Genomic DNA, 18,310 nt, shown 5'->3' on the forward strand with positions numbered 1-18,310 from the left:
ATAAATGACGAAACACCAGATCGGAACGATCGACGAGTTCCCCGAGGGGAAAGCAACGCCCGTGAGCGTCGACGGTATTCAGCTCGCCATCTTCAACGTCGACGGAGAGCTGTACGCCATCGTCGACAACTGTCTCCACAAGAACCTGCCGCTCAGCAAGATCGGGGACGACGCGGTCAGCGACGAGAGCCTCTGTAGCAAGAAGGCGAGGTTCACGCTGGGCGAGATCGACGAGACGAACCTCACCGTCTCCTGCCCGTATCACTACATGGAGTGGAGCCTGGAGACGGGCAAGAGCCCCGTCTTCGACTACCGGCTCCCGACGTACAACGTCACCATCGACGAAGACGACGTCTTCGTGACGCTGTAACGTCCGTCCCCGTTCGCTCCGGGGGCGCCGAACGCGTCGTTCTCGACATGTCATTCGTCGTTCAGAAACATTAAGGCCGAGTGCGGACAGTCCATACAGTATGAGCACTACCGAAGAGGAGGGAGTTCGCTCCATCGGGACGTTCCAGGACGAACGCGTCGTCGACGCCGAGTTCCACGTTCCGATAACGGCACCCTCCGTCTACGAGTACGTCGACGATCCGAAGGCACGGGAGTGGTTCGAGGAACTCGGTCCGCCGCTGCCCGCGACGAGCGGCTGGTGGGAACCGTACGCCAACGAGGAGATGGCCGGGTACTCCTTCATGGAGGAACTGCTCAGCGTCCCGTCGGCCGAAGAGCGGATCACGAGCGAGGACGTCCGGGAGACGATGACGGAGCTGGGCCTCGACGCGGTGGTCGTGAACCCGCCCGACGACTTCCCGCTGGTGGACAGCCGGACACCCAAGATGATGAACCAGGTGGCCAGGGCGTACAACGATTACGTCCTCGACCGGATCGTGGACCCCTCGGAGGGTATCTACGCCGCGATGATCCTTCCGTTCTGGGACCCGCCGTTCGCCGAAGCCGAGGTCGAGCGGATCGGGGCCGAAGAGGGGATCGTCGCGGGCGTCAACTGGCTGACGCTGGACCGGCCGTTCGGCGTCATCGAGTACGACGGTGTTCTGGAGAAGCTCGCCGGGCACGACCTGCCGCTGTTGCTCCACCGGGGGCCGAGTTCGGAGTTCTACCATACGATGGACCGGAACCTCCAGACCTTCGTCGAGAACAAGATGACGACCGAGAACAAGACGATGCTCGGCGCCGTCATGAACATGATCTACACCGGGGTCTTCGACGCCCACACCGACCTCGAGGTGGTGATCCAGGGGTTCGGTGGCATGTGGATTCCCTTTGCGGCCGACCGTGGCGACGAGATCTACCAGGTGAACTCCGGGGACTACCAGCTGACCAACCGGATGTACGACGGCGAGTACGAGTACCTGCCGCGGCGCCCCAGCGAGTACGTCCACGACAACTTCTACGTGACCAACTGCTCGATCGGGCTGCCGCCGTCCGAGGAGATGCTGGAACACGCGCTGAAGGTGACCTACGCCGACGAGACGTTCATGTACTCGACGAACTGGCCGGACGGGGAGGTCGACGGCGCGGAGTGGCTCGACCGTCCGGGCATCGACGAGGACACGCGGGCGGCGATCCTGCACGGCAACGCCGAGGACGTCTTCGGCATCTGAACCGGTCCGCGTTCCGGCGCCGACGCCACATTTATGTGATCTCTGCGTGATTCCGTATCATGGGTAAGAGTCAGAGCGAAACACGGCCGGGGGCCGGCGGGCAACTACTTGACCCACGCGGGCGCGTCGAAGTCGAGGAGAAGGGGCTGGCCCCCCGCCTGGAGTCACTCGAGGGAACGACGGTCGGACTGCTCGACAACGCCAAGCCGAACGCCGATCGCTTCCTCGACGCCGTCGGCGAGATGCTTGTCGACGAGTACGGTGTCGAGGCGGTCGAACGGGCGAGCAAACACGCCGCCGCCGTCTCCGGTGGGTCGCTGTTGCCCGAGTTGCGGGCCGAGTGTGACGCCGTCGTCAACGCCTACGGCGACTGCGGATCGTGTACGTCGTGGTGTGTTCACGACAGCGCGACGCTGGAGTTACAGGGCGTCCCGACGGCCACGATCAACAGCGACGAGTTCGTCCGACTCGGACAGTCGGACGCGCGGGCGCTGGGGCTTCCGGGGCTGCCGCTCGTCACGGTCCCGCACCCGATGGGCGACGTCTCGCCGGACGTGGTTCGCAGCCGTGCCCGCGACACCATCGCCGAGATCGCCGCTGTCCTCACGACGTCCCGAACGGAACTCGACGACGAGTACCGGGGGAAGTTCCTCGGCGAGAACGAGGAACTCACCGACGAGGACCTCTACTGCCCGCTGTGACAGATGAGCGAGCGATCCGAACCCCTCGACGTCGAGGGTGACGTCGAGGAGGTTTACGAGCGGTTCTACGAGGAGGAGATGACCGACGGGCTCCCGATCATTCCGCCGTCCCGCGACCGGGTCGACCGGATGCTCGGGGCGACCGACCGCGAGCCGACCGAGAGCCTCGGGGAGGTCCCGCCGAAGTACGGGGCGGCCACGGTCGAGAAGGTCGCGGTCAACGCCGTGATGGCCGGCTGTAAGCCGGCCTACCTCCCCGTCGTGATCGCCGCGGTCGAGGCGATGCTACGGGAGGAGTTCAACCTCTACGGCATCAACACCACGACCCACCCCGTCGCGCCGCTGCTCGTCGTGAACGGGCCCATCGTCGAGGAACTCAACCTCAACTACGGGTACAACGTCTTCGGGCCGGGATGGCGTGCGAACGCGACCATCGGGCGGGCACTCCGCCTCGTGTTGCTCAACGTCGGCGGCGGCACGCCCGGAAAGATGGACCGTGCGACACACGGTCAGCCGGGGAAGTTCTCCTTCTGTATCGCCGAAAACGAGCGGAAGACTCCCTGGGCGCCGCTGCACGTCGAGCGTGGCTTCGACGAATCGACGTCGACCGTGACCGTCTTCGGGACGGAGGGGCCACACGAGGTCAACGACCACATCAGCCAGGACGGCGGGGGCGTGTTGAGCGTCATGGCCGACGTCCTCGCCACGGTCGGGAACAACAACGCGATCGGAACGAGAGGGGAACTCGTCTGTGTCTTCAGCCCCGAACACGCCGAGACCATCGCAAACGACGGGTTCTCGCGGGAGGACGTTCGGTGGTTCCTCTACGACTACGCCCGGAACCGCGTGGGGAAGATACGGGACAACGGACCGGAGGGGCTCTACGACTGGGACACGATCGACATCTGGGAGAAGCGGTTCCACACTCCCGACGGCGACGCCCGTCTCCCGCTGGTGAAACGGCCCGAGGACATCACGGTTCTCGTGGCCGGGGGCGCGGGAAAGCACTCGATGGTGTTGCACTCCTTCGGCGAGACGACGTCGGTGACCGCGCCGATCGAACGATAGCGGTGACCGCGCCGATCGAACGAGGGACAGGTCCCCCGCGGGGCGTCCGGGGCTCGCGGCTATACGTGAATCGTCCGTCCGTTCTCGACGACCAGTTCCCCGTCGAGTTCCAGGTCGGCCTCACCGAGCATGACGTCGAAGTGGACGGGCGCCTCGACGGTGCCGCCGAGCACCGTGCTCTTCCCGATACCGAAGTGGACGTTGCCGTACCGGCAGTGGGCCGTGATGAAGTGGTCGTCGAACGCCGTCACCTCGGGGTTCATTCCGACGGCTAGCTGTGCCACGTTGTAGACGCCCGGGTCGTCGTACCCCTCCCAGACGCGCCGGAGCTTTTCGGCCACGACGCCCCCTTCGACGTCCGTGACGGCTCCGTCCTCGATTTCGAGGGTTATCGGCTCCGAAAGCGCGCCGATGTCGAAGTCGGGGATCGCCCCGTCGACGACGACCGTCCCCTCGGTCGTCCCCTCGACCGGAGCGACGTTCGCCTCCATCGCCCCCGGACCGCCGGCGCCTCCGGGCTCTCGGGCGAGTCCGTTGACCGCGTTTCCCTCCCGTCCCGAGAGCCCGACGTGGACCTCCGTTCCCTGGGGAGAGGTGACGGTCGCCGAGTCGGCTTCGGAGAAGCGGTCGGCCATCGCCTCGATCTTCGGCTGCATCGCCTCGAAATCCGCGTAGATCGCACCGTCGATCAGCTGTTCGGGGGCGAACTGCGTCATCATGATCCACCGCCGATCACTGTCGAGTCCGGCTTCGACGGCATCGGAGTGTGAGATCGACCGCGAAACGATCACGAAGACGACGGTCGCCTCGTACATCGCCGCGGCGACCGAATCGGGCGGCTCGTTGCCCTCGTGTTCCCGCGGGTCCATGAGCGTCATGGTCACGTTCGCGTCGCGCTCCCTCGCTGCCGCAGCGATCCGTTCGGCGACCTCGGCAGCCTCCCAGTCGGTGACGATCACCACGTCCTCGTCCGGTTGTAGAGCCGCACTCTCCTCGACGATGGTGCGAGCCCCTCGCATCTCTCGAACGCTTTCGAACATACGAGCGTACGTCTCGCTGGACCGTACAAAAATCTACGTTCGGCCGTTCCCCGAAGCGCGTGACAGTCGCCTGTTATTTACCGACGGCGGCCGAGGCAGCGTTCTTCGGGGCGGTCTCGCGGCGGAAACCGGCCGCGACCTGTGGGATAGCGCGTACTTTCGCCCCCTAATATTTAAGTAGTCAGAAGCTATCTTGCGAAGCAATGGTCGGCAATGGCAAGCGATCCGTCGAGAGGCGTAGAGTTCTCCAGACCGTCGGTGCCGTCGGTGCCGTCGGGCTGGCAGGTTGCTCGTTCGGCAACGGCGACGGCAACGGCAATGGTAACGGCAACGGGAACGGCAACGGCAACGGGAACGGCAACGGGAACGGCAACGGCAACGGTGAGGACACCGAACCGACGCCCGACGACGATGCCGAACGGGTACCCGTACTGGAGTTCTCCTACATGGGGAACGCACCCAGGACGACGGAACTCGAGGCGGGAATCGACGTACTGGTGCAGGACCTCGAGAAGATAGGTGTCCGGGCGGAGACGAACCCGATGGACGGGCTGACGTACGTCGTGGCGAACTCCAAGGACCAGCGCCACTACGACATCACCTACATGTACGGGAACCCCACGCCCGACCGCCTCGACCCCCTGCGCCAGCTGGAGCGGGAACACATCGAGCGTGCGGGTGCCGCCCCCGGAACGTCCACGAACAACTACACGGCCTGTGACGTGTCGGCGGCGATCGACGAGGCCAGGACGGCCACCAGCCGCGAGGAGCTTCAGGAACACGTCACGGAGGCGATGCAGCTGCTGGCAGAGGACTACCAGCAGTGTGCGGCGACGAACGTCGTCGAACTCGGTGCAGTCCGCACCGACGCGGTCGAGCCGGGGACGGCGGGAGAGCTCGGCTACTCGCGGAACAACCCGCTGTTCTACATGACATCGTCGCCGACCAACGAGAACAACGAGATCATCTCGGACTTCTCCCAGGAAGGGCTGAGTTCCAAGCGGGAGCTCATCGGCAGCCTGGGGATGGACACGACCGTGATGTACAACAATCTCGTCTTCTCCCCGCTGATAATGTACGACCCCGAGTCCCTCGAGCGGGTGAACGTGCTGGCCGACAGCTGGGAGACGTCCGACGAGGGCGACTCGTGGTCGGTCACCGTCACGCTCAAGGAGGGGCTGACCTTCCACAACGGCGACCCCATCACGGCGGAGGAAGTGAAGTTCACGTACGAACTGGTCAGGGACCTGAAGACCCTGGTTCAGCAGTCGCGGGTCGAGTTCCAGTCCGCCGAGGTGGTCGACGACCTGACGGTCCGGTTCGACTTCGAGAGCCCGAACCTGACGTTTACGCTGGCGAGCATGGCTCAGTGGGGGATCCTTCACCCGGACACGTGGGAGGGCGCCCGGGACAACCCCGAGCAGTTCATCCCGGATACGGTCATCGGTTCCGGGCCGTTCGAGCTGGAGACCTTCGAGCCCAACAGTGCGGCCCGGCTGACGGGTCGTTCCGACGGGAACCACCCGCTTGCGACGCCGGATCACGACATCGTGTTCGTCCCGTTCAGCGACGACCAGACGAAGATTCAGGCGTTCACCGCCGGCGAAATAAACGTCTCGACCTCGATCCGTCCGGCGCTGCTCTCGCAGATCGAGTCCGACATGAACACCGACAACCTGGCCACGGCCACCCAGCAGGGCTGGACCGGCTACCAGATACGGTTACAACTGGCGGAGGCGCCGGGATTCTTCAAGGCGTTCCGGGAGGCAGTCGCGAAGGTGCCCAACCGACGGCTGATCAACGAACTGACCAACGGCGGGATGGGGAACGTCATCACGGAGGCGGCCGTCGGCGAGATGGTGCCGACCCACCCGTTCTTCCCCGACGACCTGCCCCACTTCACGGACGACCCGAGCGGCGACGTCGAGGGGGCGAGGGAAGCCCTCGCCGAGGGCGGGTTCAGCTGGGACGGCGACGGACGGCTCTACTACCCGTCGGGGGCCGACCTCGAGCCGAGATGGCCCGCAGAGTCGACGCCGGATCCGACGGAGTTCCCCTGCCTCGACGACGAAAGTGGCGAGTACATCGGGCAGTCCGGATAGGCCCCGAAGTGGATGGACGTCCTATCACTGATCACGACCCCGCGACCGCACTGACCACCGCATGAAAAGCAAGCTTCAAAATTCACGAGCAATCTCGACCGTCAGAGAGATGGACGTAGCTACGATTCGGGAGAGTTTCGTCGTCGAAAACACCGTTTTCTTCTTCCGTGCGATCTGGAACGACCGACTGTCGCGGGTAGCGCTGCTCTGGCTCCTGTTCATACTGCTGCTCGCGGCCGTCGGACCGCAGTTCACCGCCTACGAGTACGACGAACGGGTCTGGAGCGACGAGGGGGAACTCCTGCGAGGGGAGTCGCCCTCCCTCGAGCACCCCCTCGGGACGACCGACGGCGGGCGTGACATCCTGGCGAGGCTCGTCTTCGGCGCACAGCCGACGGTCCTGATCGGGTTCTTGGGAGGAACGACGATGATCACAATCGGGATGACAGTAGGCGTCACAGCGGCGTACGTGGGGGGGTACGTCGAGAACGTGTTGATGCGTCTGACCGACTTCTGGTACATCATCCCGTTCATCCCGTTCGCTATCGTGATCATAACGCTGTTCGGGATCGGGTTCTGGTCGTCTATCCTCCTGATCGGACTGGTCCTGTGGCGGGGCAGTGCCCGGGTGTTACGGTCCCAGGTGCTGCAGATCAAGGAACGGCCGTTCGTCGTCTCCGCGCGGGCGACGGGTGCCAGCACGCCCTACATCATATACAAACACATCCTGCCGAACATAGCGAGCATGATCGTCCTCTTCTTGGCGCTCGGGATGGGGACCTCGATCCTCGCCTACGCGGGGCTGGCGTTCCTCGGTGTATCGGACCCCTTCATTCCGGACTGGGGGGTGATGCTCCGTAACGCCCACCGATCGGGAGCGATGCGGTCGAACTGGTGGTGGGCGCTCGCGCCGGGGCTGTTCATATCGTTCACCGTCCTGTCGGTGTACATCATCGGCCGGCGGTACGAGTCGATAGTCAGCGGCGAGATCGGAAGTTCGGAAATGGAGGGTATGCAATGAGCGAACCGTTGCTGGAAATCGAGGACGTGACGATCAAGTACGGGACGACCGACGGGGACCTCACCGCGGTGTCCGACGCATCGCTGACGATCGAAACCGGCGAGTTCTTCGGACTCGTCGGTGAATCCGGCTGTGGGAAGACGACGCTCGCCCATTCGATCATCGGGGCACTCGACGAGAACGGCCGGGTCACGTCGGGCCGGATCAAATACCGCGGCGAGGAGATACAGTCGTTCTCGGAGCGACAGCTCAACGAGAAGATCAGGTGGAAGGAGGTGTCCTACATCCCACAGAACGCCCTCGACGGGCTCGATCCGTTACAGCGGATAAAGGAGAAAGCGTGGGAGATCGCCGACATCCACACGGACATGGGGAAAAGTGAGGCCATGGACCGGCTTCGGGAGCTTTTCACTATCCTGGGTCTCCAGGAAGACCGGATCGCCGCGTATCCCCACGAGCTATCGGGCGGGATGCAGCAACGCGCGGTCATCGCGCTCGCGCTCCTCCTGGAGCCGAAGCTCATCATCGCCGACGAGCCCACGACGGCGCTGGACGTGATCATGCAGGACCAGGTGTTCGAGTACCTGGAGGAGGTCCAAGACGAGTTCGACATCAGCATCGTCCTCATCACACACGACATCAGCGTCGTGTTCGAAAGCTGCCACCGGATGGCGATTCTCCACGCCGGACAGGTGGCCGAAGTCGGAGGTACGACCGACGTGTACGACTCGCCGCTGCACCCCTATTCGATCATGTTACAGGACGCCTTCCCGGACATCCGGTACCCGAGTCAGGACCTGGGCGTCGTGGAGGGCTATCCCCCCGAACTCTACGGTGACGTAAACAGCTGTACGTTCGCCGATCGGTGTCCGTGGGCGATAGAGGAGTGCCACGAAGCCGCACCCGCGCTGGAACCGACCGAGAGCGACCGGTCGAGCGACCACGTCGCCGCCTGCATTCGGAAGGACGAGGATCTGAACGCGGAGTACGCCCGCTCGAAGACGGCCGGCGACCGTGCCCAGGCAACCGAGGTGGACAACCGTGAGTGATTCGACGCCCGTACTGGAGGCACGCGATCTGAGCGTTCACTTCTCTCAGAGCAAGAGCATCACCGAGATGATGATGACGCCCTTCAGGGACGAGGAGATGGTACGGGCGGTCGACGGGGTATCGATGGAGCTGGCCGAAAACGAGGTGACGGCGGTGATCGGCGAGTCCGGATGCGGCAAGACCACGCTAGTGAAGGCGCTGATGGGGCTGCAGGACCCGACGGGCGGGGAGATACTGTACCAGGGGCGGGCCCTGTCCTCGTTCGACCGAAGCGACTGGAAGGATTTCCGAAGCAACGTACAGATCATCTTCCAGGACCCGTTCAACTCGCTGGACCCCAAGATGACCGTCGAGGAGACGTTGCGCGAACCGCTCTACATCCACGGGTTCGAGGACCGGGATCGGCGGGTCCGTGAGACGCTCGAAACCGTCGAGCTATCGCCCCCCGAGAAGTTCCTCGACCAGCTCCCGCGGCAGCTGAGCGGGGGCGAAAAACAGCGCGTGGCGATCGCCCGGGCACTGATCTTGGAACCCGACATCCTGCTGGCCGACGAGCCGGTCTCGATGCTGGACGTCTCGACGCAGGCCGCGATCTTGAACCTCCTTTCCGAGCTGACCGACGAGTTCGGGGTCTCGATGGTGTACATCTCCCACGACCTCTCGACGGTCGGCCACATCTGTGACCGAGTGAACGTGATGTATCTGGGGCGGATCGTCGAAAGCGCCCCGACAATCGACCTCGTCAATGACCCGAAACACCCCTACACGAAGGCGCTGCTCAACGCGATTCCGATCCCCGACCCGCACACCGACCGCTCGAGAACGAGCATGGAAGGCTCCGCGCCGGATCCCATCGGACTGGGAGAGGGGTGCCGGTTCAGGGACCGGTGTCCCGAGCGGATGGACGTCTGCGAGAAGACGCCGGAGTTCGTCGAGGTCGGCGAGGAGCAGTACACGGCGTGTCACCTGCACTACGATCACGAAGCGCGGACGGACCACGAGACGACGGAGGACAGCGTGGCCCAGTCACCGGAGGTGAGTGAGACGCGATGAGCCGAACCCGATACTTCCTGGCCCGAACCGTGCAGACGATATTCCTGCTGTGGCTGGCCATGACCGTGTTGTTCGTCCTCTTCCGGATGATGCCGGGCGACTACGCGGACCTGATGCTGTGGCAAGGGGCCTCACCCGAGACGGTCGATCAGTTCCGGGAAGCGTGGGGGCTCAACGACCCCCTGTACGTCCAGTACTGGAACTACCTCACCAACTTCCTGACGCTGGAGTACGGGTTCTCCACGCAGAGTCAGCGGCCGGTCTGGGACGCCGTCAAACTCCGTATCTTCAACTCGTTTATCCTCATCGCGCCCGCGCTGACGGTGGCGTACGTCCTGGGGTCGGTCATCGGCGCGATCATGGGTAGCAACCGCGGTTCGAAGCTGGAAAAGTACGGCTTCATCCCGGCGCTCATGACCGGTACGTCGCCGATATTCTTCCTGGGCATCCTGGGCATCATCGTCTTCGCCGGGTGGTTCGATCTGCTCCCGACCTCCGGGATCCGGTCGCCGGGAACGACGTACCCGGATTCGGCGCCCTGGTGGGCCCACTACGTGACGGGCGAGTTCGTCCGCCACTACATCCTGCCGTTCTCGGTGATCGTGATCAAGTACCTGTATCTCCCGCTGCTGATAATGCGGACGAGCAGCGTCGAAGTGCGGAACCAGGACTTCTTCTTCTACCACCGGGTCACCGGCGTCCCGGGCTGGAAGCGAACGAAGCACCTGGCGAAGCACGCGAGCCTGCCGGTCATCACGCTGTACCCGATCTCCCTCGCAGCGAGCATGGGAGGGCTGGTCCTGCTCGAGGTCGTCTTCAACTGGCCGGGGATGGGTCGTGCGCTGATTCAGGCGGTGCTGGCCCGGGACCTGCCGGTGATCCAGTTCGTGTTCTTCCTGATCGCCGCCTTCGTGATCATCGGCAACTACCTCGTCGATATCATGTACGGGGTCATAGACCCCCGGGTGAGCGTCGAATCCTAGGTCCGGCTCACCGACACATTCAATTCCAGGGCGGTCGTGCGAACCACTATGGAACGGTCAGAACTCGTAGACCGGCTTCTCGACGACGGCGTCCTGTCGGCGGACGGCGACGGGATTACCGTCACCGAGCCGTTCCGACGGGACTACGAGGGGTACGTTTCGGCGGCGAGGAACGGTGGGTCGGACCCGTCGGCCGAACCGCTCGGTTCCGAACTCCCGGCCTCGCTTGCGGACGTCGCATCGAGCGACCCGGAGTTCGTGGCGTCCTTTCTCGCCCTGCGGGACAGGACCGAACTCGGTCACGAGGAACTCCTCCGGCTGGCGCCGGTCGTCGACCGGTTCACCGGACGACCGGAGCCATCGGACGCTCTCCCGGAGGGGTTCTTGCCCGTCGACTGCCAGCGCCTCCTGACCCTCGTCGAGCTGTATCGTCGAACGATCGTCTACGCCTGGCGCGAGGACTGCCCCCCCTGTGACGCCATGAAGGAGTCACTGGAAGCCGTCGACATCCCGGATTCGGTCGCCCGACTCGCCGTGTACGGCCCGGACTGTGCGACCGTCCTCAGAGAGGAGTTCGACGCCGCAGTCGCCCCGACGACCCTGTACACGCTGAACGGCCGCGTCGAAGTCCGACACGTCGGACCACAGGGCGAGAAGGCGCTCGAGACGGAACTACGGGAGTTCCTGAAGACCCCACGCTGACGGACCCGGCGCCCGAGAAACGTTTTAGGAACGACGTGCGGAGCAAGAATAAAAACGCTTACACGTTCCGATAGGTTTACTTCTTTGCGTACCGACCCCTTTGCTACTGTGGCACAGAAACACACACAGAAGACGCTGGACCCCACGGGCGAACCGGACATCACCGAAATCGAGATGGCGGAACGTCCCAGCACGCTCGACGGGGTGCGAGTAACGCCGTACAGCAACGGGTTCCCGAACTCCGTCGAGTTCCTCGAGGCGCTCACCGACGCCCTCGGGGAACGGTTCTCGGAGGCCGAGTTCAACGACCTCGTGATGAAGCCGCAGGCGATCCGGCCGGGTTCATACTGGGGAACCGTCGAGGAGAAAGTCGCACCCGTAAGCGACGTCGTGTTGATGGCGTACGGACACTGCGGGTCCTGTACGACGAACACGATCAAGGACGTGGTCGCCCTCGAAGAGCGCGACATTCCCGCCGTCGCCTTCGTCACCGAGGAGTTCTACCCGCTCGGGGTCTTCGACGGCCACCACCTCGGGGCATCGGGGCTCGCAGTCGTCCCCATCGAACACCCCGTCGCCCAGATCGATCCCGAGACCGTGCCCGAACGCGTCACGGACGAACTCGTCGAGGACACGATATTCGCACTGACCAACCCACCGGAGACGGTGCGGGCCGAGTTCGAGAGCCGGTACGAACTCGACGACTTCGCCGAGCGACCCAGCTACGATCGGTGTACTCTGGACATACTAGAATGAGCGACACCGCGATAGACGGGTTGCCCGGCGTTTCGCCGACGCGCGAGCGGGTCGACGAGTTCCTCGAGTACACCGACCTCGCGCCCGACCACTCGCTGGGGGCGATCCCGCCGAAGTTCGGGGAGGCGACGGTCGAGAAACTCGCGATCAACGCCGTCGTCGCCGGCTGTCAGCCGCGGTACTTCCCCCTGATCTTGGCGGCAGTCGAGGGGATGCTCCACGACGAGGAGGCGCTGCACAACATCCTCACCACGACGTTCCCGGGGTGGCCGGTCGTGATGATAAACGGGCCGGTCGTCGAGGAGTTGGAGGTGAACTACGGTCGCAACGCCCTGGGGCCGGGCTTTCAGTCCAACGCCACGATCGGGCGAGCGATCACCCTCATCTGCATGAACGTCGGGGGGGCGGTCCCGGGCGACACGGACGAGGCCACCTACGGCGGCCCACACAAGTACGGCCTCTGCTGGGCGGAGAACGAGAAGCGTAACCCCTGGACCCCGCTGCATGTCGAGCGCGGCTTCGACGAGTCGACGTCGACGGTGACCGTCTTCGGCGCCGAGGTCGGCCCCAGACAGATCAACGACCACATCTCGACGGACAGCGCGAGCATCCTCTCGACCTGTGCGAAGACGATGGCGACGGTCGGGACGAACATGATGTACCTGAGCCGGCTGGGCGAACCGCACCTGTCGCTCTGTCCCGAGCACGCGGACATGCTGGCCGCCGACGGCTGGGACAAGATCGACATCAAGCGGTACATCTACGACCAGGCCCGGGTGCCGAAATCCGAGTGGGAAGGCCGGGGGCTCCACCGACCCGATCCGGGCGACGTCGCGGCCTCGTGGCCGAAGCACTTCGACGTCGGACACCCCGACGGGCGGATCGGCATGTGTCCGACGCCCGAGGACGTCATCGTGACCGTGACCGGTGGCGAAGGTCGGCACTCGTTTTTCTTCCCCGACTTCAGCCAGTGGCAGACGGAGACGGTCCCGATAACGCTCGAGGACGGAACGGCCGTCGAGTCCGTCGAGGAGTTCCGCAGCGCCTGACGATCACTCCATCGCCGACGCTACTTCCTCGAGAATCCGCTCGGCGGGGTCCTCCGCTACGACCCCCGAGACGGTCACGGTTCCCGCCCGCGTGACGAAGACGACGACATCCCGATCCGGGTACCGGTAGACGAGGGCGGCCCCGGATCGCTCCGGGAGGATCGCGTTCTCGCCGAGGCGCTCGTTGAGCGCGTCGAGATCGACCCCCCCGGACCGCTCCGCTACCCAGACCCGGTTGTCGATCGACAGGGGGTTCTTCGCGGCGATGTCCTCGTCGACGTTCCCCGAGAGAAACGCCAGTACGGCCTCGTTCGTCGCCTCGAGTTCCTCGTCGGATCCCGCGTTCCGGACCGAGTACTTCCCGGTCCGGTGGACGGTCACCACCGGCCCGTCGTCTGTGGTCCGGAGGCTCAGGCGTCCGGGGTGGCGGGTACAGTCGTACCGTCCCCGGGCCGCCCGCTCGATGCGATCCAGGTCGACGTACTGGTTCAGTCGACCGGACCCGACGACGTTCACGAGTCGCACCATGTGTCACCTGGTTTGCGGCCACGGATAAATTGGCGGGGGCCGCCGGCGACCGACGCCGTGCCGCACGGTCCGGCGTCGACGGGACCGCGACCCGGTCGGGCCGGTGGCGTCTCGAGGACCCCCATTTGACAGGGAATACCTCACGCATAACATATTTACTGTTGTCATGATTGTCGGTTGATACCCAGTCCCACGGTCGGCGATACGGAAAGGGAAGAGCCACCGACCGCTCGGTCGGTCGAAACGCGAGTTACTCGACGGCCGGGTGGAGCCGTCCGCGTCGATCCTCGTCGCTCGGGGTCTCCGGCAGTTCGAAGTCGTCCGGCACCTCGATGTCGATGTCCATCATGATGTTGCCCCGGGACTTGCCGTGGATGTCCATGTTCAGACTCCGACCGATGACGCCCCCGTCGAGCGCCTCGTGCATCACGAAGTTGATCGCGGAGATGCCGTCGAACGGGTACCGCTCGATCGGCCCGTCGACGAGCCCGTCGTAGGCCTCGGCCACCCGGTCGACGGTCAGTTCCTCCATCAGGAGCTCGTAGTCGTCGGTGCGGTAGGGAACGACGTGGACGTTGGAGATGTCGCCCTTGTCACCGCTCCGGGAGAACGCGATCTCCTTGACCTTGATCGATCTCATGGTTACATCGCCTCCGGTTCGGTCGCCGGGACGGGTACGATGTTGACGTCGGTCGAGACTGCCTCGGGGGAGACGAGGGTCGGATGGATAGTGAGGTTCGGGTTGACGTCCATGCCGACGCCGCCGGCCCCCGCACACGTCGGATAGATGTTCACGGCCGTCAGGTGAGCCAGGTCCTTCGCCGCCGCCTCGGTTTCGACCTTCGCCGCGACGCGGAGCCGGACCTCGTTGGGATCGCAGTCCGGTTCCCCTGCGGCGGGCCCGTGAACCGCGTCGACGCCGATGATGTCGAACCGCGTTTCGACGACCTCGTCGGCGTGTTCCCACGCCTCGAGTTTCGGTTTGAGCACCGTGTCCCGGACCACCTTCGCCTTCTCGTAGGAGTCCGGTCCGGCCCAGCTACCCTGGACGTCGGCGATGAAGCCGTTCTGGAACCCGACCAGCGCCTTCAGCGTGTCGGGCGCCGGCTCGCCGGCCGCCCCGGACACCCGGACCCGGTTCTCGTCGACCTGTTCCAGTTCGACCCCGCTCACGTCGAGCGTCAGCTCCGGCGTCTTGTACGCCGTCGGATCGTGGACCTCGTAGCCGAGTTTGACGCCGAAGCTCAGCTCGTTTGCGACGCCCCCGGAGTCGGCGGGCTGGCTCACGACGGCCTCCCCGTTCGCTTCGACCTCCGCGAGCGGTAGCCCGATGTCCCCGAGTCCCGGCACTTCGACGTACCCCGGCTGGTGGATGCTCGCGCCCGTCGCCGCGGCGCCACACTCCAGCAGGTGGGCGACGGTCGCGCCGTTGGCGAGCGTCTCCAGATCGTCCCCGTCCCACCCGAACTCGTGTATCATCGGCGCCAGGAACAGCGAGAGGTCAGTGAGACGCCCCCCGATGACGACGTCGGCGCCCTGGGCGAGCGCGTCGACGATGGGCTCGGAGCCGATGTACGCGTGGGCCATCAGCGGCGACTCCTCGAACTGCACCGACTCGCCGGTTACGGCGTGTTCCATATCGACCGCGTCGTCCTCGATCGCGTCGACGATGTCGTCGCCGGTTATCGTAGCTATCGTGAGATCGTCGTATCCCAACTCCGCGGCAATCTCGGCGATCTTCTCCCCGGCTCCCTGCGTGTCCGCGGCGCCGAAACTGCCGATTATCGTGATGTCCTGGCGTACACACCGCGGGATCAGCGCCTCGAACCAGGGTTCGAGCCGGGGGTCGTATCCCGGGCCGGTCCCCGTGAGCATTCGCCGCCGTGCGTTTGCGAGCGTGCGCTCGGCCAACCTGTCACAGCAGAGGTACTCGACGTCCCCGTCCTCGACGACCTTGATCGCGACGTCCTCCCGCTGGCCGTGTCCTGCGCTCCCACAGCCGATCCGCAATGTCTTGCCACTGGTTCCCATGGTATCTTCGATTCTCTCCTCTCCACTATAAACGTTTGTGCTCAGGGGAGAGCGATCGAGATACCGCCCCCGGACGGTCCACGGGCGACCTCGACGGGTCGGGTCGATCCACCGTTCCGGCGAGCCGTCCGGGGTTCACCGATCCAAAAGGTTAATTCGCGGGTCGCCCAATCGGTGACCATGTTGGCTCTGGACGACGAGCAGGAAATGCTCGTGAGCGTGCTGGCGGACATCGCCGAACGGGAGTTCGCCGACCGGGCATTCACCTGGGAGGGGGAGTTCCCCTGGAAGAACGTTCGACTGCTCGCGGATCAGGGGCTGTTCGGCCTCAACATCGCCGAAGCGTACGGGGGCGGCGGCATGACGGAACTCGAGGCGATTCTGGCCATCGAGACCGTCGGGACGGTGTGTCCCGACACCGCGAACGCACTGTACGGACAGACCATGGTCGCCCCCCGGGCGATCGAGATGTTCGGGACCGAAACGGCCAAAGAGGAGTACCTCCCGCCCGTCTGTAACGGGGAGTCGGTGATCGCTATCGCTATCAGCGAGCCCCACGCCGGCAGCGACGTCGGCTCGATGAACACGCGGGTCGAGCGGACCGACGCTGGCCTGCGAATCACCGGCGAGAAGATCTGGGTCAGCTGGGTTCCCGACGCGGACGCGGCCGTCGTCTGGACGCGCTTCCCCGACGACAACCTGGGCACCGTGGTCGTCGACCTCGACGCCGACGGGGTCGAGATCGGCGAACACTACACGAACATGGCCGGGGACACGCAGACGCACTTCTTCATGGAGGACGTCCGTATCCCCGAGGAGAACGTACTCGTTCGGGGACGCGAGGCGTTCAAACAGCAGCTCAAGGCGCTCAACTGGGAGCGGGTCGGCAGTGCGGCGTACGCAAACGCGATGAGTCGGTGTGCGCTCGATCACGCCCTGGAGTACGCACAGGAGCGAGAACAGTTCGACCAGCGGATCGCCGACTTCCAGGGGCTACGCTGGAAGCTGGCGGACGCGGTCAAGGAACTCGAGGCGGCCAGGTCGCTCACCTACCGGGCCGCGATCGGTGCCCAATCGCAGAGCAGGGTCCCGGATCGGCTCACGGCGAACGTCGCAAAGCTCTACGCGAGCGAAACCGTAGAGCGAGTCGTCAGCGAGGCGCTACAGCTGTTCGGCGCGGCCGGGTACCAGCGCGAACACCCCCTGGAGTACCTCTACCGCCTCCAGCGCGGGCGCCGGATCGCCGCCGGGACGGACGAGATCACGAAGAACACCATCGCGGACGTGTTGCTCGACGAGGGCCTGCCGTCGATTGCGTGATGCCAATCGAGCCCCGTCAGAACCGAGACGAAACCGGTAGTTCACCCGGAACACATACCACGAATGACCCACCCGACCGCCAGGATACACGCCACGAATGAACCGATCGACTAACGAGATCGCCGACGCCGTCCTCACCGACGAACAGCGAATGCTTCGGGACGAGACCCGCAGGTTCGTCGACGCCGAAGTGCTCCCGGAGGCCCGGGAGCGCGACCCCGAGCGGGAGACGATGTCGCGGGAACTCGTCGACGCGCTCGCCGAGATGGGGTTCTTCGGCATCCTGATCGACGAGGAGTACGACGGACTCGGGCTGGATCTGCGGGCGTACGCGGTCATCGCCGAGGAGCTCTCCCGGGGGTGGCTGAGCGTCGGCAGCATCATCGCCCGCGGACAGAGCCTCCCGGGGGCGACCCCGACCCAGCGCGAAAAGTACCTCCCGAGGATGGCGCGCGGCGAGGTGCTGAAGAGCATCGCTATAAGCGAGTCGGGCGCCGGGTCGGACGTCGCCAACATGCAGACCCGCGCCGAACGGGACGGCGACGAGTACGTCCTGAACGGCCAGAAGATGTGGACGACGTTCGCAAAGGGCTCGGATTTCATCCTGACGTACGCGGTGACCGATCCCGACGCGGAACCGGCACACCGGGGGATCTCCGGGTTCATCGTCGAGAAACCCCGGGGGACCTTCGACCGGGCGGGGTTGAGCGGCCAGGAGATCGACAAGATCGGGTACCACGGCTGGAAGACCTGGTCGGTGAACTTCGACGACGTCCGCGTCGACGCGGACAAGCTCGTCGGCGGCGAGGAGGGACAGGGGTTCTACCAGATCATGGAGTTCTTCGAGGAGGGGCGGGTCCACACCGCGGCCCGGGCGGTCGGACTCGCTCGAGGTGCGCTGGAGGACTCGATCCAGTACGCACACGAGCGCGAGCAGTTCGACCAGTCGATCGACCGGTTCCAGGCGATCCGGTTCAAACTGGCCGAGATGGCGACGAAGACCGAGGCGGCCAGGGCGCTGACGCTCCTGGTGGCCGAGGCCGTCGAGGCCGGCGAGAACGCGGCCGCGGAGGCCGCCATGGCAAAGCTGTTCGCCAGCGAGGTCGCCGAGTGGGTGACCAGCGAGGGGATCCAGGTCCACGGCGGCTACGGGTACACCACCGACTTCGACGTCGAGCGATACTGGCGTGACGCTCGCCTCACGCGGATCTTCGAGGGCACGAGCGAGATCCAGAAACGCATCATCGCCGACGAACTGCTCCCGGAGTGAGAACGGCGCCCGCC

At 65.0% G+C, this 18,310-nt stretch carries 18 protein-coding genes; 14 read left to right on the forward strand and 4 right to left on the reverse strand.

What is annotated here, in order from left to right; translation table 11 throughout:
• The first annotated feature begins 4 nt into the window (after positions 1 to 4).
• The 4 genes from NLF94_RS15405 to NLF94_RS15420 all read left to right on the forward strand — a co-directional run bounded on the left by NLF94_RS15405 (position 5) and on the right by NLF94_RS15420 (position 3,391).
• Positions 5 to 370 (forward strand): Rieske (2Fe-2S) protein, encoded by a 366-nt coding sequence (locus tag NLF94_RS15405; protein ID WP_254838518.1) that lies wholly within the window; start codon positions 5 to 7, stop codon positions 368 to 370.
• 100 nt (positions 371 to 470) lie between these two features.
• Positions 471 to 1,622 (forward strand): amidohydrolase family protein, encoded by a 1,152-nt coding sequence (locus NLF94_RS15410; RefSeq protein WP_254838519.1) that lies wholly within the window; start codon positions 471 to 473, stop codon positions 1,620 to 1,622.
• 59 nt (positions 1,623 to 1,681) lie between these two features.
• Positions 1,682 to 2,323 carry a UGSC family (seleno)protein gene (locus NLF94_RS15415; protein ID WP_254838520.1) on the forward strand — a complete coding sequence of 214 codons (642 nt, stop codon included), beginning with the start codon at positions 1,682 to 1,684 and terminating at the stop codon, positions 2,321 to 2,323.
• A 3-nt stretch (positions 2,324 to 2,326) separates the two neighbouring features.
• Positions 2,327 to 3,391 carry a hypothetical protein gene (locus tag NLF94_RS15420; RefSeq protein WP_254838521.1) on the forward strand — a complete coding sequence of 355 codons (1,065 nt, stop codon included), beginning with the start codon at positions 2,327 to 2,329 and terminating at the stop codon, positions 3,389 to 3,391.
• A gap of 59 nt (positions 3,392 to 3,450) precedes the next feature.
• Here NLF94_RS15420 and NLF94_RS15425 read toward each other — a convergent pair whose 3' ends face one another.
• The gene (locus NLF94_RS15425; protein WP_254838522.1) at positions 3,451 to 4,431 is read right to left on the reverse strand and encodes an aminopeptidase; all 981 of its coding nucleotides are present in this window, start codon (positions 4,429 to 4,431) and stop codon (positions 3,451 to 3,453) included.
• A 203-nt stretch (positions 4,432 to 4,634) separates the two neighbouring features.
• Here NLF94_RS15425 and NLF94_RS15430 point away from each other — a divergent pair, with 203 nt between their 5' ends.
• The 8 genes from NLF94_RS15430 to NLF94_RS15465 all read left to right on the forward strand — a co-directional run bounded on the left by NLF94_RS15430 (position 4,635) and on the right by NLF94_RS15465 (position 13,147).
• A complete protein-coding gene (locus NLF94_RS15430) occupies positions 4,635 to 6,533 on the forward strand; it encodes an ABC transporter substrate-binding protein (protein ID WP_254838523.1) in 1,899 nt (632 codons plus the stop codon).
• A 109-nt stretch (positions 6,534 to 6,642) separates the two neighbouring features.
• Entirely contained in the window at positions 6,643 to 7,554 is a 912-nt protein-coding gene (locus NLF94_RS15435) for an ABC transporter permease (protein WP_254838524.1), read from the forward strand.
• Complete coding sequence (locus NLF94_RS15440; protein ID WP_254838525.1) at positions 7,551 to 8,603, forward strand: ABC transporter ATP-binding protein; 1,053 nt, start codon at positions 7,551 to 7,553, stop codon at positions 8,601 to 8,603. Before NLF94_RS15435 ends, NLF94_RS15440 begins: the two co-directional genes overlap by 4 nt.
• Positions 8,596 to 9,657 (forward strand): ABC transporter ATP-binding protein, encoded by a 1,062-nt coding sequence (locus NLF94_RS15445; RefSeq protein ID WP_254838526.1) that lies wholly within the window; start codon positions 8,596 to 8,598, stop codon positions 9,655 to 9,657. The genes NLF94_RS15440 and NLF94_RS15445 overlap by 8 nt, the downstream gene beginning before the upstream one ends.
• Positions 9,654 to 10,640: an ABC transporter permease gene (locus NLF94_RS15450; protein WP_254838527.1), complete on the forward strand. Its 987-nt coding sequence runs from the start codon at positions 9,654 to 9,656 to the stop codon at positions 10,638 to 10,640. Before NLF94_RS15445 ends, NLF94_RS15450 begins: the two co-directional genes overlap by 4 nt.
• Positions 10,641 to 10,688: 48 nt before the next feature.
• Positions 10,689 to 11,342, forward strand: a complete 654-nt coding sequence (locus NLF94_RS15455; protein ID WP_254838528.1) for a TlpA family protein disulfide reductase — start codon at positions 10,689 to 10,691, stop codon at positions 11,340 to 11,342.
• 108 nt (positions 11,343 to 11,450) lie between these two features.
• Positions 11,451 to 12,098 carry a UGSC family (seleno)protein gene (locus NLF94_RS15460; RefSeq protein WP_254838529.1) on the forward strand — a complete coding sequence of 216 codons (648 nt, stop codon included), beginning with the start codon at positions 11,451 to 11,453 and terminating at the stop codon, positions 12,096 to 12,098.
• Positions 12,095 to 13,147 (forward strand): hypothetical protein, encoded by a 1,053-nt coding sequence (locus NLF94_RS15465; RefSeq protein ID WP_254838530.1) that lies wholly within the window; start codon positions 12,095 to 12,097, stop codon positions 13,145 to 13,147. Before NLF94_RS15460 ends, NLF94_RS15465 begins: the two co-directional genes overlap by 4 nt.
• A 3-nt stretch (positions 13,148 to 13,150) precedes the next feature.
• Here the strand turns inward: NLF94_RS15465 and NLF94_RS15470 are convergent, their stop codons facing one another.
• From NLF94_RS15470 to NLF94_RS15480, 3 genes are all read right to left on the reverse strand, one after another.
• Positions 13,151 to 13,675 carry a TBP family protein gene (locus NLF94_RS15470; RefSeq protein ID WP_254838531.1) on the reverse strand — a complete coding sequence of 175 codons (525 nt, stop codon included), beginning with the start codon at positions 13,673 to 13,675 and terminating at the stop codon, positions 13,151 to 13,153.
• Between the two features lie 250 nt (positions 13,676 to 13,925).
• A complete protein-coding gene (locus NLF94_RS15475; protein ID WP_254838532.1) occupies positions 13,926 to 14,315 on the reverse strand; it encodes an AtuA-related protein in 390 nt (129 codons plus the stop codon).
• Positions 14,316 to 14,317: 2 nt separating this feature from the next.
• On the reverse strand, positions 14,318 to 15,706 hold the full coding sequence (locus tag NLF94_RS15480) for an acyclic terpene utilization AtuA family protein (protein ID WP_254838533.1): 1,389 nt from the start codon (positions 15,704 to 15,706) through the stop codon (positions 14,318 to 14,320).
• 180 nt (positions 15,707 to 15,886) lie between these two features.
• On the opposite strand from NLF94_RS15480, the gene NLF94_RS15485 reads away from it, so the two are divergent.
• Entirely contained in the window at positions 15,887 to 17,026 is a 1,140-nt protein-coding gene (locus NLF94_RS15485) for an acyl-CoA dehydrogenase family protein (RefSeq protein ID WP_254838534.1), read from the forward strand.
• 97 nt (positions 17,027 to 17,123) lie between these two features.
• Positions 17,124 to 18,296, forward strand: a complete 1,173-nt coding sequence (locus tag NLF94_RS15490; RefSeq protein ID WP_254838535.1) for an acyl-CoA dehydrogenase family protein — start codon at positions 17,124 to 17,126, stop codon at positions 18,294 to 18,296.
• The last annotated feature ends 14 nt before the right edge of the window (positions 18,297 to 18,310 follow it).

Source organism: Natronomonas marina (genome assembly GCF_024298905.1).
GTDB classification, from domain to species: Archaea; Halobacteriota; Halobacteria; order Halobacteriales; family Haloarculaceae; genus Natronomonas; species Natronomonas marina.